The organism is Serratia ureilytica (assembly GCF_013375155.1).
Lineage (GTDB): Bacteria > Pseudomonadota > Gammaproteobacteria > Enterobacterales > Enterobacteriaceae > Serratia > Serratia ureilytica.
This window is the reverse complement of record NZ_JABXOF010000016.1, coordinates 35,378-49,544: the sequence shown is the minus strand read 5'-3', so window position 1 is coordinate 49,544 and position 14,167 is coordinate 35,378. Positions and strand designations below refer to the sequence as shown.

16 protein-coding genes are annotated in these 14,167 nt (G+C 57.8%); 11 read left to right on the top strand and 5 right to left on the bottom strand.

What is annotated here, in order from left to right; genetic code table 11:
* Positions 1-243 precede the first annotated feature (243 nt).
* Entirely contained in the window at positions 244-612 is a 369-nt protein-coding gene (gene mdtJ / locus HWW83_RS23730) for a multidrug/spermidine efflux SMR transporter subunit MdtJ (protein WP_004932327.1), read from the top strand.
* A complete protein-coding gene (mdtI, locus tag HWW83_RS23725; protein WP_016927446.1) occupies positions 599-928 on the top strand; it encodes a multidrug/spermidine efflux SMR transporter subunit MdtI in 330 nt (109 codons plus the stop codon). The genes mdtJ and mdtI overlap by 14 nt, the downstream gene beginning before the upstream one ends.
* A 61-nt stretch (positions 929-989) precedes the next feature.
* Here the strand turns inward: mdtI and HWW83_RS23720 are convergent, their stop codons facing one another.
* Positions 990-1,334: a RidA family protein gene (locus HWW83_RS23720; RefSeq protein ID WP_004932322.1), complete on the bottom strand. Its 345-nt coding sequence runs from the start codon at positions 1,332-1,334 to the stop codon at positions 990-992.
* Between the two features lie 133 nt (positions 1,335-1,467).
* Between HWW83_RS23720 and yoaA the strand changes: the two genes are divergently transcribed.
* The 5 genes from yoaA (at position 1,468) to rnd (ending at position 7,958) form a co-directional block, all read left to right on the top strand.
* Complete coding sequence (yoaA, locus tag HWW83_RS23715; protein WP_004932318.1) at positions 1,468-3,384, top strand: DNA repair helicase YoaA; 1,917 nt, start codon at positions 1,468-1,470, stop codon at positions 3,382-3,384.
* Between the two features lie 79 nt (positions 3,385-3,463).
* On the top strand, positions 3,464-4,165 hold the full coding sequence (gene tsaB / locus HWW83_RS23710) for a tRNA (adenosine(37)-N6)-threonylcarbamoyltransferase complex dimerization subunit type 1 TsaB (RefSeq protein ID WP_033643345.1): 702 nt from the start codon (positions 3,464-3,466) through the stop codon (positions 4,163-4,165).
* Between the two features lie 101 nt (positions 4,166-4,266).
* Positions 4,267-4,857, top strand: coding sequence for a Slp family lipoprotein (locus HWW83_RS23705; RefSeq protein ID WP_021503867.1), 591 nt, complete (start codon positions 4,267-4,269; stop codon positions 4,855-4,857).
* A 209-nt stretch (positions 4,858-5,066) separates the two neighbouring features.
* Entirely contained in the window at positions 5,067-6,755 is a 1,689-nt protein-coding gene (gene fadD / locus HWW83_RS23700) for a long-chain-fatty-acid--CoA ligase FadD (RefSeq protein ID WP_033643344.1), read from the top strand.
* An 81-nt stretch (positions 6,756-6,836) separates the two neighbouring features.
* Positions 6,837-7,958, top strand: coding sequence for a ribonuclease D (gene rnd, locus HWW83_RS23695; protein WP_046687239.1), 1,122 nt, complete (start codon positions 6,837-6,839; stop codon positions 7,956-7,958).
* A 237-nt stretch (positions 7,959-8,195) separates the two neighbouring features.
* On the opposite strand, the gene minE is transcribed toward rnd, so the two are convergent.
* From minE to minC, 3 genes are read right to left on the bottom strand one after another with little or no spacing between them, the layout of a single operon-like run.
* The gene (minE, locus tag HWW83_RS23690) at positions 8,196-8,465 is read right to left on the bottom strand and encodes a cell division topological specificity factor MinE (protein ID WP_004932303.1); all 270 of its coding nucleotides are present in this window, start codon (positions 8,463-8,465) and stop codon (positions 8,196-8,198) included.
* A 3-nt stretch (positions 8,466-8,468) separates the two neighbouring features.
* Entirely contained in the window at positions 8,469-9,281 is an 813-nt protein-coding gene (minD, locus tag HWW83_RS23685) for a septum site-determining protein MinD (RefSeq protein WP_004932300.1), read from the bottom strand.
* A gap of 25 nt (positions 9,282-9,306) precedes the next feature.
* Positions 9,307-10,002, bottom strand: a complete 696-nt coding sequence (gene minC, locus HWW83_RS23680) for a septum site-determining protein MinC (RefSeq protein ID WP_033650952.1) — start codon at positions 10,000-10,002, stop codon at positions 9,307-9,309.
* Between the two features lie 136 nt (positions 10,003-10,138).
* On the opposite strand from minC, the gene HWW83_RS23675 reads away from it, so the two are divergent.
* The 4 genes from HWW83_RS23675 (at position 10,139) to ycgN (ending at position 12,746) form a co-directional block, all read left to right on the top strand.
* Positions 10,139-10,411 carry a YcgL domain-containing protein gene (locus HWW83_RS23675; protein ID WP_033643340.1) on the top strand — a complete coding sequence of 91 codons (273 nt, stop codon included), beginning with the start codon at positions 10,139-10,141 and terminating at the stop codon, positions 10,409-10,411.
* A gap of 28 nt (positions 10,412-10,439) precedes the next feature.
* Positions 10,440-11,462, top strand: a complete 1,023-nt coding sequence (locus HWW83_RS23670; protein WP_046687238.1) for a lytic murein transglycosylase — start codon at positions 10,440-10,442, stop codon at positions 11,460-11,462.
* 58 nt (positions 11,463-11,520) lie between these two features.
* Positions 11,521-12,177 (top strand): fumarylacetoacetate hydrolase family protein, encoded by a 657-nt coding sequence (locus HWW83_RS23665; RefSeq protein WP_033643338.1) that lies wholly within the window; start codon positions 11,521-11,523, stop codon positions 12,175-12,177.
* A 122-nt stretch (positions 12,178-12,299) separates the two neighbouring features.
* Positions 12,300-12,746: a cysteine cluster protein YcgN gene (ycgN, locus tag HWW83_RS23660; protein ID WP_025159803.1), complete on the top strand. Its 447-nt coding sequence runs from the start codon at positions 12,300-12,302 to the stop codon at positions 12,744-12,746.
* Positions 12,747-12,849: 103 nt separating this feature from the next.
* Here the strand turns inward: ycgN and HWW83_RS23655 are convergent, their stop codons facing one another.
* On the bottom strand, positions 12,850-13,611 hold the full coding sequence (locus tag HWW83_RS23655) for an aspartyl/asparaginyl beta-hydroxylase domain-containing protein (RefSeq protein ID WP_033650953.1): 762 nt from the start codon (positions 13,609-13,611) through the stop codon (positions 12,850-12,852).
* Positions 13,612-14,167 lie beyond the last annotated feature (556 nt).

Below are 14,167 nucleotides of genomic sequence, written 5' to 3'. Positions count from 1 at the left end.
TGCGATCCTTGCCAGTGAGCATCACTGGTGCAGCGAGCTATAGCGTCTTTCTCCCTTAACCGGTGCTGGTAGCGGGCTTACGCCTTCGCTCTACCGTTCAGCCGGGCAAACATTCTTTTTGCGTTTGGGTCAGTTTATCCCCAGGGATCTCTGCGTCTTGCGCGCCGTACTGCGGCCGTTCGACGAGATAAATCGGGATAAATATGCCTTGGCGTGCGTTATTCGCCGTTTGGGAGAAAAATTATGATTTATTGGATCTTTTTAGGTTTGGCCATCATGACCGAAATCATCGGCACCTTGTCGATGAAATACGCCAGCGTCAATGGCGGCATGATCGGGCATATCGTGATGTACGTGATGATCACCGCGTCTTATGTGTTGCTGTCAGTAGCGGTAAAACGCGTGGCGTTGGGCGTAGCTTATGCGCTGTGGGAAGGTATCGGCATTCTGTTCATTACCCTGTTCAGCGTGCTGTGGTTCGACGAGCCCATTTCGGCGCTGAAGGTACTGGGTCTGGCTACGCTGATCGCCGGTATCATGCTGGTGAAATCCGGTACCCGCAAAGAGCGAAAACAGGTCAGCCCGCGAGGTGACAACCATGCAACAGTTTGAGTTGTACCACATTGGGTTCCTGGGATTGGCCATCGTGCTGGAAATCATCGCCAACATCTTCCTGAAGATGTCGGACGGTTTCCGTAAAATTTGGCTGGGATTGCTGTCGCTGCTGTCGGTACTCGGTGCGTTCAGCGCCCTGGCGCAGGCGGTAAAGGGCATCGATCTGTCAATCGCTTACGCGTTGTGGGGCGGTTTCGGTATCGCCGCCACCATCGCCGCAGGCTGGATCATGTTCGGCCAGCGGTTGAACGCCAAAGGCTGGATTGGCCTGGCGCTGCTGTTGACGGGGATGGTGATCCTCAAACTGTCCTGATAGCGGGCAATAAAAAACCGCAGGCGTTGCCGTCTGCGGTTTTTTTTCGTCTGCGCGAGGCTTACAGCGCGGCGATGATTTTGATTTCCACCTTGTACTTCGGATTCATCAGCTGAGCCTGCACGGTGCAGCGCACCGGCGCGCTGCCGGCGACAACCCAGGCGTCCCAGGCGGCGTTCATCGCGGCGAAGTCGGCGGTATTGGCCAGGAAGATGGTGGCATCCAGAATACGGCTTTTGTCCGACCCTACACGTTCCAGCAGCACGTCGATGGCGGCAAGGGCGTTGGCGGTCTGCGCGGTCGCGTCATCGTCCAGATTCTCCGGCACGCTGGTGTAGTAAACGGTCTCGTTGTGCACCACGGCTTCGGACCAGCGCTGATCGGGATCAATTCTTTCGATATTCATTTGCTTATCTCCATATCATAGTCCCGCTAAGGGTAGCACAGCCGGTGATGAAAAAGCGCGGCGATAAAGTGGGTGGTAGCCGGGCGGCAGGCTTGGCATAATCACCGCTGAATGACACCGGCAGAGAGACAGCGTGACAGACGATTTTGCAACAGACGGCGCATTGGCGCAGGCTATCAAGGGATTCAAACCGCGTGAGCCGCAGCGGCAGATGGCGCAAGCCGTTACCGAAGCGATCAATTTCAAGCAGGAACTGGTGGTGGAAGCCGGCACCGGCACCGGCAAAACCTTCGCTTATCTGGCGCCGGCGCTGCGTGCCGATCGCAAAGTGATCATCTCCACCGGTTCGAAAGCGCTGCAGGATCAGCTGTATGCGCGCGATCTGCCCACCGTCGCCAAGGCGCTGAAGTACAAAGGCAAGCTGGCGCTGCTGAAGGGGCGCTCCAACTACCTGTGTCTGGAGCGTCTTGAGCAACAGTCGATGGCCGGCGGGGAGCTGGCGGGGCAGACGTTGATCGATCTGGTGCAACTGCGCAAGTGGTCGTCGCAGACCAAAGAGGGTGATATCAGCACCTGCAGCGAAGTGGCGGAAGACAGCTTCGTCTGGCCATTGGTGACCAGCACCAATGACAACTGTCTCGGCAGCGACTGCCCGCTGTATCAGGATTGCTTCGTGGTCAAAGCGCGCCGCCGCGCGATGGATGCGGATGTGGTGGTGGTGAACCATCACCTGTTCCTGGCGGATATGGTGGTGAAAGAGGGCGGCTTCGCCGAGCTGATCCCGGAAGCCGAGGTGATGATTTTCGATGAGGCGCACCAAATTCCCGACATCGCCAGCCAGTATTTCGGCCAGCAGCTCACCAGCCGCCAACTGCTGGATCTGGCGAAGGACATCACCATCGCCTACCGCACCGAGGTGCGCGATGCCGCCCAACTGCAAAAAAGCGCCGACCGTCTCAGCCTGAGCACGCAAGATTTCCGTCTGAATCTGGGGGAGCCGGGTTTTCGCGGCAACCTGCGGGATGTGCTCGGCGAACCGAACGTGCAGCGCGCTTTGTTGCTGCTCGATGACGCGCTGGAGCTGTGTTATGACGTCATGAAACTGTCGCTGGGGCGTTCGGCGCTGCTGGATGCCGCCTTTGAGCGCGCCACGTTGTATCGCGCGCGTCTCAAACGCCTCAAGGCGGTGACGGAACCGGGCTACAGCTATTGGTATGAGTGCAATTCGCGCCACTTCGTGTTGGCGCTGACGCCGCTGACGGTGGCCGATCGTTTCCGCGAAATGCTGGACGAGAAGCCGGGCAGCTGGATCTTTACCTCGGCGACGCTGTCGGTCAACGATCAGTTGGGTCACTTCACCGAACGGCTGGGGCTGACCAAGGCCAAAACGCTGCTGTTGCCGAGCCCGTTCGACTATGCCAAACAGGCGTTGCTGTGCGTGCCGCGCTTTTTGCCTTCGCCGAATCAGCCCGGCGGGGCGCGCCAGCTGGCGCGCATGCTGCGCCCATTAATCGAAGCCAACAACGGCCGCTGCTTCTTCTTGTGCACGTCGCACCAGATGATGCGCGAGCTGGCGGAAGAGTTCCGTGCCACGATGACGCTGCCGGTCTTATTGCAAGGGGAAACCAGCAAAGGGCAGCTGTTGGCACAGTTCGTCGCCGCCGGTAACGCGCTGTTGGTGGCGACCAGCAGCTTCTGGGAAGGGGTGGACGTGCGTGGCGATGCGCTGTCGTGCGTGATCATCGATAAGCTGCCGTTTACCTCACCGGACGATCCGCTGCTGAAGGCGCGCATTGAAGATTGTCGCCTGCGCGGCGGCGATCCGTTCAATGACGTGCAGTTGCCGGATGCGGTCATCACCCTGAAACAGGGGGTGGGCCGTTTGATCCGCGATACCGACGATCGCGGCGTGCTGGTGATCTGCGATAACCGTCTGGTGATGCGCCCTTATGGCGAGGTGTTCCTCAATAGCCTGCCGCCTACGCCGCGTACCCGCGATCTGAAGCAGGCGATCGCCTTCTTGCAGGCCGCTGATACGTCGGCCACGTGAAAGATGAAGGGCTTACGGGGCTGTGCTACAATGCGCGCCCTGTATGAAAAACCCAGTTTTATTCCCGCCAGAGGTTGGCATGTCCACGCGAATTTTAGCGATCGATACCGCGACGGAAGCCTGTTCCGTCGCCGTCTGGAATCAAGGCGAAATCCACGCCCTGTTTGAGCTGTGCCCACGCGAGCATACGCAACGTATTTTACCTATGGTGCAGCAGGTGCTGGCGGAATCCGGCCTGGCGCTCAACCAGCTCGATGCGCTGGCCTTCGGCCGCGGCCCCGGCAGTTTTACCGGGGTGCGCATCGGCATCGGCATCGCTCAGGGCCTGGCGCTGGGCGCCGATCTGCCGATGATCGGCGTTTCTACGCTGCAAACCATGGCGCAGGGCGCCTGGCGCGTCAGCGGCGCGGAGCGTGTGCTGGCGGCGATCGATGCGCGTATGGGCGAGGTCTACTGGGGGCAGTTCGAACGTCAGGCCGACGGCCGCTGGTTGGAAAGCGAAGGCGAGGCGGTGCTGTCGCCGGCGCAGGCGCTCGAGCGTGCACAGCGCCTGCAGGGCGAATGGGCCCACGTCGGCACCGGCTGGCAAACCTACCCCGATCTGGTCAACGGTTCCACGCTGAGCGTGCGCGACGGCCAGATGCTGTTGCCGCAGGCGGAAGACATGCTGCCGCTGGCGCTGCACGCCTGGCAACAGGGGCTGGCGGTGGCGGTGGAAAACGCCGAGCCGACCTACCTGCGCAATGAAGTGACCTGGAAAAAACTGCCGGGCCGCGAGTAATCGCGGTGTTATTGTGCTGATGTTGATGCCGGGCGATGAAGGCCTGCAACTTGAGCGCTGAAACGCGGTCAAAGTTACAGGCATTTCAGGAGATTGCGACCATGTTAATCCGCACTGCAAGTAAAAAGCTGTCGCTGCTGGCCGTCGCCTGCGGCGCGCTGGTTCTGACCGGGTGCGTCACCGTACCGGATGCGATCAAAGGCTCCAGCCCTTCGCCGGTGACTCAGCTTTCCTCGGTACAAAATGCACCGAACCTGTTTACCGGCGCGGAAGCCCGCTTTGGCGGCACCGTGGTGAACGTCGCCAACGAACAAGGGCGCACGCTGCTGGAGATCGCGGCGGTGCCGCTCGACAGCGGTGCGCGGCCGATACTGGGTGAACCGTCGAACGGCCGCTTGCTGGCCACGGTGAACGGCTTCCTCGAACCGGTCGATTTCAAAGGCCAACTGGTGACCGTCGTCGGCCCTATCACCGGCCTGAAAGAGGGGCGGATCGGCATGACGCCATATCGCTTCGTAACGATGAACGTGACCGGTTTCAAGCGCTGGCATCTGGTACAGCAGGTGGTGATGCCGCCTGCGCCGATGGGCCCTTGGGGCTGGCGCGGTGGCCCGTGGGGACCCGGCTGGGGCGCCGGCTATGGCTGGTACAACCCCGGCCCGGCACAGGTGCAAACCATCGTAACCGAGTAACATACGCTTGATGTGAACAAATTTGACAGGGCGGCTCAGGCCGCCCTTTTGTTTTTTGGGATAAGGAATATCCGACAATTAGTGACGTACATCGCAACCTGAGTAATGTTTAAAACCCGAACTGGTCTGCTGAGTTAAAATATTGTTATGGTTAGGCTGCGAGTTTGAGGGCTGCGATGATAATTAGTAATGATTTCAGGAGTAATACCTTGGATAAGGTCTGGTTAAAACGGTATCCGGCAGATGTGCCCGCAGAGATTGATGCCGATCGCTATTCGTCGTTGATCGAAATGTTTGAGCATGCCGTGCAGCGCTATGCCGATCAGCCCGCCTTTATCAATATGGGCGAGGTGATGACCTTCCGCAAACTGGAAGAACGCAGCCGGGCTTTCGCGGCTTACCTGCAAAATGAGCTGGGCCTTAAGAAGGGCGACCGCGTCGCGCTGATGATGCCTAACCTGTTGCAATACCCCATTGCCCTGTTCGGCATTCTGCGTGCCGGCATGGTGGTGGTCAACGTCAACCCGCTGTATACCCCGCGCGAGCTGGAGCACCAGTTGAACGACAGCGGCGCCAGTGCCATCGTCATCGTCTCCAACTTTGCCCATACGCTGGAAAAAGTGGTGTTCAACACCCAGGTCAAACACGTGATCCTGACGCGCATGGGCGATCAGCTGTCGGCTGCCAAGGGCACGTTGGTCAACTTCGTGGTCAAATACGTTAAGCGTCTGGTGCCGAAATACAACCTGCCGGACGCCATTTCCTTCCGCAGCGCGCTGCAGCGCGGCCGCCGTTTGCAATATGTAAAACCGGACATCATTAATGCCGATCTGGCTTTCCTGCAATACACCGGCGGCACCACCGGGGTGGCGAAGGGGGCGATGCTGACGCACCGCAACATGCAGGCCAACCTTGAGCAGGCCAAGGCCGCCTATTCGCCGCTGTTCCGTGAAGGGCAGGAGCTGGTGGTGACGGCGCTGCCGCTGTATCACATTTTCGCGCTGACGGTGAACTGCCTGCTGTTTATCGATCTGGGCGGGCGCAATTTGCTGATCACCAACCCGCGTGACATTCCGGGCCTGGTGAAAGAATTGGGCAAATACCCGTTCACCGCCATGAGCGGGGTAAATACGCTGTTCAATGCGTTGCTGAACAACGAAGACTTCCACAAGCTCGATTTCTCTACGCTGCGTTTCTCGGTCGGCGGCGGCATGTCGGTGCAAAAATCGGTGGCCGAGAAGTGGGAGAAAACCACCGGCAAACACCTGCTGGAAGGTTACGGCCTGACGGAGTGCGCGCCGCTGGTGGCCGGCAACCCTTACGATCTTAAACACTACAGCGGCAGCATCGGTCTGCCGGTGCCGTCGACGGACATTCGGTTGGTGGACGACAACGGCCATGACGTGCCGCCGGGCGAGCCGGGCGAACTGTGGGTCAAAGGGCCGCAAGTTATGTTAGGCTATTGGCAGCGTCCGGATGCCACCGACGAAGTGCTGAAAGACGGCTGGCTGGCGACCGGTGATGTGGTGACCGTGGACGATCAGGGATTTGTGCGCATCGTCGACCGCAAGAAAGACATGATCCTGGTCTCGGGTTTCAACGTGTATCCGAACGAGATTGAAGATGTGGTCAGCCAGCACCCGAAAGTGCTGGAATGTGCGGCAATCGGCGTGCCCAGCGAGGCCTCCGGCGAAACGGTGAAGATCTGCGTGGTGAAGAAAGACGCCTCGCTGACCAAGGAAGAGCTGTTGACCCATTGCCGACGCCACCTGACCGGGTATAAAGTGCCTAAAATTGTTGAGTTCCGCGATGAACTGCCGAAGTCGAACGTCGGCAAGATTTTGCGGCGAGAATTGCGCGATGAGCAAAAAGCGCCTAAGCCGGCCGATGCCGCCTAGGTTTCGCTCTCGCGTCAGCCTATCAACAACGCCGGTGAATGCCGGCGTTGTTGTGTTTGAATCCTACAAGAGAATGATGTTTTGAATTATCAGTTGATCACTACCGATGCCGGATTGCAGCAGGTCTGCGAGCAGGCGAGAAAGCATGCCCAGGTTGCGCTGGACACCGAGTTTGTCAGAACGCGTACCTACTATCCGCAGCTGGGCCTGATCCAGCTTTACGACGGTGAACAACTCTCCCTTATCGATCCTCTGCCGATCAAGCACTGGCAACCGTTTGTCGAGCTGCTGGCCGACACCGCCGTGGTGAAGTTTCTGCATGCCGGCAGTGAAGATCTTGAAGTGTTTCTCAACGCCTTTAAAACGCTGCCGACGCCGATGATCGACACTCAGATCCTGGCGGCCTTTACCGGTCGGCCGCTCTCCTGCGGCTTTGCGACGCTGGTGGCGGAGTACATGAAGGTTGAACTGGACAAGAGCGAGTCGCGCACCGATTGGCTGGCGCGCCCGCTGACTGAAAGACAGTGCGTGTATGCGGCCGCCGACGTGTTCTACCTGCTGCCGATGGCCAAACAGCTGGTGCAGGAGACCGAAGAGGCCGGCTGGACCGCTGCGGCCAATAACGAGTGCTTGCTGCTGTGCCAACGCCGTAGCGAGGCGCTGGCGCCGGAAGTGGCCTATCGCGAAATCAGCAATGCCTGGCAGTTGCGCCCGCGTCAGCTGGGGTGCCTGCAGAAGTTGGCGGAATGGCGGTTGCGCCAGGCGCGCGAGCGCGATCTGGCGGTGAACTTCGTGGTTCGCGAGGAGAACCTGTGGCAGGTGGCGCGCTTTATGCCGTCTTCGCTGGGAGAACTGGATTCGCTGGGCCTGAGCGGGCCGGAGATCCGTTATCACGGCAAAACGCTGTTGGCGCTGGTGGCCGAAGCCGAAGCGCTGGAGGAGTCCGAGTTGCCGGCGCCGTTGGCTAACCTTATCGATCAGCCGGGCTACAAGAAGGTGTTTAAGGACATCAAGGCCGCTATCGCAACCGTCAGCGAGCAAAGCGGGTTGAGCAGCGAGCTGCTGGCATCCCGTCGCCAAATTAACCAATTGTTGAACTGGCATTGGAAACTGAAGGACGGCGAGAGTCGCCCTGAATTAATCAGCGGCTGGCGCGGCGATTTATTAATGGCGCCGTTGCAGGACATACTGAAAGATTATTAATCGCTGGTTATCACCAGGGCAGGGTAGGGAAACTCTGCTCGGGTGAATATAGGCAGGAAATAATGCGTTGAAGGTAAATCTGGCCAGAATTTACTTTAAACGAGGTGGTGGCAAAGTTAATTGGGAATTGTCCCAAAGGGAAAAATCGATTTTTTGCTGCCGATAATGCTTAATAACTGGATACACATACAGTTACCCCCTGCATAAAATATACAGGGGGTAATTAATGCGTCGCAATCATTTAGCTGCTTCTTCCGATTCCGGTAATGTCACGTTAAGTTCAAGTACCGAAATATCGTCCCCTTTCTGCTCGAACTGCACATGCAGCATTTCAGGATCGATCTGAATGTATTTGCAAATAACCGCCAGAATATCGCGTTTCAAATCAGGCAGATACGGGGGCTCACTGTCCCCGCGACGACGCTCTGCGACGATAATCTGCAGCCGTTCCTTGGCTATATTGGCTGTCTGTTTTTTGCGGGACAGAAAGAAGTCTAATAAGGCCATGGTTTATCCCCCAAAAAGGCGTTTCAGGAAACCCTTCTTCTCTTCTTCAATGAAGCGGAATGGGCGTTCTTCCCCCAACAAGCGGCAAACGGTATCGTCATACGCCTTACCGGCGTCTGACTCGGCATCCAGAATGACAGGCTCACCCTGGTTGGAAGCACGCAGTACGGACTGGTCTTCCGGGATCACACCCACCAGTGGAATGCGCAGGATTTCCAGCACGTCTTCCATGCTCAGCATGTCGCCACGGCTGACGCGGCCCGGGTTGTAACGGGTCAGCAGCAGGTGTTCCTTGATAGGCGATTCGCCTTTCTCGGCGCGGCGCGATTTGGAGGAAAGGATGCCCAGGATACGGTCGGAGTCGCGTACCGAAGAGACTTCCGGGTTGGTGGTGATGATAGCTTCGTCGGCGAAATACAGCGCCATCAGCGCACCGGTTTCGATACCGGCCGGTGAGTCGCAGACCACGAAGTCAAAATCCATCTCGCCGAGATCGTTGAGGACTTTTTCAACGCCTTCACGGGTTAACGCGTCTTTGTCGCGTGTCTGCGAAGCCGGCAGGATATAGAGGTTTTCAGTGCGTTTGTCTTTGATCAACGCCTGATTCAGCGTGGCGTCGCCCTGAATCACGTTCACGAAATCATAAACTACCCGACGTTCGCAGCCCATGATCAGGTCAAGATTACGCAGGCCGATATCGAAATCGATCACGACGGTTTTCTTGCCTTTCTGGGCCAGGCCGGTAGCGATGGCCGCGCTCGAAGTGGTCTTGCCAACGCCCCCTTTACCCGATGTAACAACAATAATGCGTGCCATGAAATGGATTCCTTGTCAAAAGGGCTTAATTTAAAGGTTGTATGGTTAAAGCGTTATCCAACAGGCTGAGTCGTACGGCCTGCCCGACGTAATCGGACGGGATTTGGTCGCTCAACCAGTACTGCCCTGCGATAGAGACTAGCTCAGCCGCCAGGTGGGTGCAAAAAATCTGACATTGCGTGTCGCCTGACGCGCCTGCCAGCGCGCGACCGCGCATCATGCCGTAGACATGAATGTTGCCGTCGGCAATCAGTTCGGCGCCGGCGCTGACGCTGCTGGTCACGATAAGATCGCAGTTGCGGGCGTAAATCTGTTGGCCGGAACGGACAGGGGTGCTGATGATACGCGTTTTGGCGGGGGCGTTGTCCGCCACCACGGGCGCAGGTGCAGGCTCCGGCGCCGCCATTTTCTGGCCTCTGCCTTCGCTCAGCAACGGCAGCCCGGCACGGGCTATCGCGCGCTTCTGACGCTCATCTCTGCAACCGCTGATACCCACAACGCGCAGACCTGCCGCCGCGACAGCCTGTTGAAGTTCTTTCCAGTTCGCATCGCCATCCAGCGTTGCGACGTTGATAACAACAGGGGCGTTTTTCAGAAAAGCGGGCGCTTGCTCAACTTTTTCTTGTAACGCCTGGCGTATTACCTCGGGCTGCGAATTATGCAAATGAACAACCGATAGGGTAAAACTGCTGCCTTTTAGCTCAATTGGCGATTGTGACATCTATCCTGACTCAGTCTCAGCAACTTTAAATCCCCGGAATACCACTCGGGGTGCGATATTCCGATGTACTATAAGCATGTTATAGTCAGAGTTATATCCAGGCAAGACGCTCCCTCAATTAAATAGAGTTAAAAAAATGCTTTGTGTGATCTATAGAAGCCCGAAACGCGATCAAACTTATCTTTATGTCGAAAAAAAAGACGATTTCTCTCGTGTGCCGGAAGCGCTGATGAAAAGTTTCGGCGTACCGCAATTCGCCATGATGCTTTCACTCGATGAACGCAAGAAATTGGCCTCGGCGGATATCGAAAAGGTGAAACAGGCGCTGAAAGACGAAGGTTATTACCTGCAGTTCCCGCCGCCGGTGGAAAACCTGCTCAATCAGCATTTGGCGGGCGACAAGGCCTGAGACCGCCGCCACGGTCAGGGGAGGCATGATGACACGTTCGGCGAGAAGTACCGCGTTGGCCGTTTGGCTGGCGCTGGGCGGTGCGATGATGCCGGGCGCACCGCAGGCGGCGCAGGAGACGACGCTGGCGACCAGCGGGCGCGATCCGGCGCAGTTCCCGGCGTATGTCGAGCAACTGAAGCGCCGGGCGCGGGAACAGGGCATCAGTCAGGCCACCCTTGACCGCGCCTTTGCGCAAATCCACTTCGTCGATCGGGTGATCAAGGCCGACCGCAATCAGCCGGAGCAGAAGATCACTTTGGATGATTACCTGCGGCGGGTGATGTCGCCCGCCAAGGTGCGGCAGGGGCGCGAACTGTACCGGCAGCGCCATGCGCAATGGCTGCGGGCCAGCGAACGCTATCGGGTGCCGGGGCGCTATATCATCGCGCTGTGGGGCATGGAGAGCGCCTATGGCAAGATCCAGGGGCGGGAGGACGTGGTGTCCGCGCTGGCGACGCTGGCGTTCGAAGGGCGCCGCGAGGCCTTTTTCAGCCGGGAGCTGCTGGCGGCGTTGCAGATAGTCGAACAGGGGCACGTTGGCGATACGTCGCTCAAAGGGTCCTGGGCCGGCGCGATGGGGCAATGTCAGTTTATGCCAAGCTCCTTCCTGCGCTATGCGGCGGACGGCGACGGTGACGGGCGCATCGATATCTGGAATAACATTGACGACGTTTTCGCGTCCACGGCCAGCTACCTGTCCAAAGAGGGCTGGCAGCCCGGCATCGGTTGGGGGCGCGAGGTCAAACTGCCCGCCGGCTTCAATCGAGCCGAACTGGGCCTGAAAGACGCGCAGGCGCGCAGCGTCAACGACTGGCAGAAACGCGGCGTGCGCCGTGCGGATGGCCGCGCGTTGCCGCACGCCGTGCAGCGCGGCTGGATCATCGCGCCGGATGATCTGCAGGGGCGGACCTTCCTGGTCTATGATAATTTCCGCACCCTGATGCACTGGAATCGCTCTTACTATTTCGCTATCGCCGTGGGTATGATGGCAGACGCGATCGGGCATTGATCCGGCACACCAATAATCGGCTTGGCGCGCCAAGCCTCTACAGTTTGGGAGAAGCGGTATGTATCAACACAGAGACTGGCAGGGTTCGCTGCTCGATTTCCCGGTGAACAAGGTGGTCTGCGTCGGCAGCAACTACGCCGATCACATCAAGGAAATGGGCAGTGCGGTGTCCGTCGAGCCGGTGGTGTTTATCAAACCGGAGACGGCGCTATGCGATATCCGCCAGCCGGTGGCCATCCCTAAAGAGTTCGGTGCGGTGCATCATGAGGTAGAGCTGGCGGTACTGATCGGCACGCCGTTGAAGCAGGCCAACGAAGATCGCGTGGCGCGTGCGATTGCCGGTTACGGCGTGGCGCTTGATCTGACGCTGCGCGATCTGCAAGCCGGTTTTAAAAAAGCCGGTCAGCCGTGGGAAAAGGCCAAGGCCTTCGACGGTTCCTGCCCGATGTCGGGATTTATCCCGGTGGCGGAATTCGGCGATCCGCAAAACGCCGAGCTGTCGTTGACCGTCAACGATCAACTGCGCCAGCAGGGCAATACGCGTGACATGATCACGCCGATCCTGCCGCTAATCAGCTACATGAGCCGTTTCTTCACGCTGCGCGCCGGCGACATCATCCTGACCGGCACGCCGCAGGGCGTAGGCCCGATGGCTTCCGGCGACATGCTGAAAATCAGTCTGAACGGTAAAGCGCTCAGCACCCGGGTGATCTGATCGCTGTTGGCCGCCGGCATCGTCGGCGGCAAAACTTGCATCTCGCGGCTAAAATGTCTATATAGTCCCCCCTCGAACCTGTGCGCAGGTGAGTTATCCATTTACCGAAACCGGACGCTAACATGTCACAACTCGCTTTTTGGCAACAGAAAACGCTGGCGGAAATGTCAGAACAAGAGTGGGAATCGCTGTGCGACGGGTGCGGGCAATGCTGTTTGAATAAGCTGATCGACGAAGATACCGACGAGATTTATTTTACCAACGTAGCCTGCAACCAGCTCAACATCAAATCCTGCCAATGCCGTAACTACGAGCGGCGCTTCGAGCTGGAAGAGGACTGCATCAAATTGACGCGCGAAAACCTCACCACCTTCGATTGGTTGCCGCCGACCTGCGCCTATCGCCTGATCGGCGAAGGCAAGCCGCTGTTCCCCTGGCACCCGTTGCTGAGCGGCTCCAAGGCGGCGATGCACGGTGAGCGCATCACGGTGCGGCATATCGCGGTGCGCGAGAGCGAAGTGGTGGACTGGCAGGACCATATCCTCAACAAACCGGACTGGGCCAGATAACGCCGGCCCCCTTGCGCAGCAAGACGCGTTTTCATGCAAGAGGGCGGCGTGTCAGGACACGCCGCCCTCTGCAATTGCGCTAACCGGCAGGCAAGCCGTCACTTCACTCTTTTTTGTCGCGGCGGCGCCAGTTGGCCAGATTTTTCAGCGGCTGCTTCACGTAAGGGCTGGCTTTAATCAGGCTGAACAGCAGTTTATTTACCGCCGTCCCCACTTTGTCCATCGGCCGGTCGATATCGAGAAACAGCACCGCACGCAGTTCGTCGGTATCATTGCGCACCTCGTGTTCATAAGAGTCATCAAATAAAATGACCTTGCCTTCATCCCAGTGCAGGATCTGATCGTCGACGCGGATCCAGAGCTTTTCCCGATCCTTTGGCACGATCAATCCCAAATGCGCGCGCACCACGGCACGAGTCGGGCCTTTGTGGGGGACGATGTGATAGTGCGGCTTAAGGATCGAAAACATGGCGGTGCGCATGCCGGGGATCTCGCTGACCGCCTGTGCGGTGTGCGGACAAATGGCGCAGTTCTCATCAACGCGCTGCCCGTAGACAAATAGCCCGAAGGTTTTCCAATTATCCCCTTTGGAGATGCGTTTCTGATCCGGTGATATTTGGTGGAACGCGGGGATGTCCTCCGGGTGCTCCAGTAACCGATCCAACTCCTGGCGAATGGCAGGCCAACGGGCTTCCAGCGCCGCCACCCAATTAAATTCATGATTACCGATCCGCGGCGTGGTGGAGATGAGCGAATGGCGAGTCTGAAATTCGCCGTTCCAGCGCAGGAATTTTTTCCCTGCTTTGAGCAGCATGCGCCGCAGGAACGGGCGCTGAGACGTGGGGGGAAAGGTGCTATCCGGCATAAATCGTGTCCTTGATATCATTGGCCTACTGCATTCAGCATAAGGAAAGAATCACGAACGATTTTAATCATTAGTGCGCGAGCGATGGCCGATGAGTGATACCGCGCAGAGTTAAATTTGAATGATTTATTTAAAGGCAGCGGGGACTGACGGTTGGGGGGAGAAGGAAAAAAGCCCCTGCAAAGATGAGGGGCAAGACACACAACAACACCAGGGAAATCGGTAGTACTCACTTTGCCGATACTATAAGGATTTTATGGGCAAACTTCACCAAAATATTGTGCTCTGAATGTGACAAAGACGCAGTCGTTCATAAATAACGGTAATTTATTGATGCCCGCAGGCCGTGAGGAAAGTGCCTGCACAGCATGTGTTGGCCCGCTGGCAACGCAGAAGTTTAATGTTATGTAAATTACGCGCTTAATCGAGCCAGGATGCTTCTTTTTAAACGATAAGTTGGGTAATTTGGCCGCTCTCCCGCAAGTTCGAGAGCATAACAATGAAAATGGTCCGTCTGTTTGCCGTAGCTGGGGCACTGATCGTGCTCGTTTACTTC

Coding starts and splice junctions, on each gene's coding strand:
- mdtJ (WP_004932327.1), top strand. CDS start 244: ATGATTTATTGGATCTTTTTAGGTTTGGCCATCATGACCGAAATCATC.
- mdtI (WP_016927446.1), top strand. CDS start 599: ATGCAACAGTTTGAGTTGTACCACATTGGGTTCCTGGGATTGGCCATC.
- HWW83_RS23720 (WP_004932322.1), bottom strand. CDS start 1,334: ATGAATATCGAAAGAATTGATCCCGATCAGCGCTGGTCCGAAGCCGTG.
- tsaB (WP_033643345.1), top strand. CDS start 3,464: ATGTCCACGCGAATTTTAGCGATCGATACCGCGACGGAAGCCTGTTCC.
- HWW83_RS23705 (WP_021503867.1), top strand. CDS start 4,267: ATGTTAATCCGCACTGCAAGTAAAAAGCTGTCGCTGCTGGCCGTCGCC.
- minE (WP_004932303.1), bottom strand. CDS start 8,465: ATGGCCTTATTAGACTTCTTTCTGTCCCGCAAAAAACAGACAGCCAAT.
- minD (WP_004932300.1), bottom strand. CDS start 9,281: ATGGCACGCATTATTGTTGTTACATCGGGTAAAGGGGGCGTTGGCAAG.
- minC (WP_033650952.1), bottom strand. CDS start 10,002: ATGTCACAATCGCCAATTGAGCTAAAAGGCAGCAGTTTTACCCTATCG.
- HWW83_RS23675 (WP_033643340.1), top strand. CDS start 10,139: ATGCTTTGTGTGATCTATAGAAGCCCGAAACGCGATCAAACTTATCTT.
- HWW83_RS23670 (WP_046687238.1), top strand. CDS start 10,440: ATGACACGTTCGGCGAGAAGTACCGCGTTGGCCGTTTGGCTGGCGCTG.
- HWW83_RS23665 (WP_033643338.1), top strand. CDS start 11,521: ATGTATCAACACAGAGACTGGCAGGGTTCGCTGCTCGATTTCCCGGTG.
- ycgN (WP_025159803.1), top strand. CDS start 12,300: ATGTCACAACTCGCTTTTTGGCAACAGAAAACGCTGGCGGAAATGTCA.
- HWW83_RS23655 (WP_033650953.1), bottom strand. CDS start 13,611: ATGCCGGATAGCACCTTTCCCCCCACGTCTCAGCGCCCGTTCCTGCGG.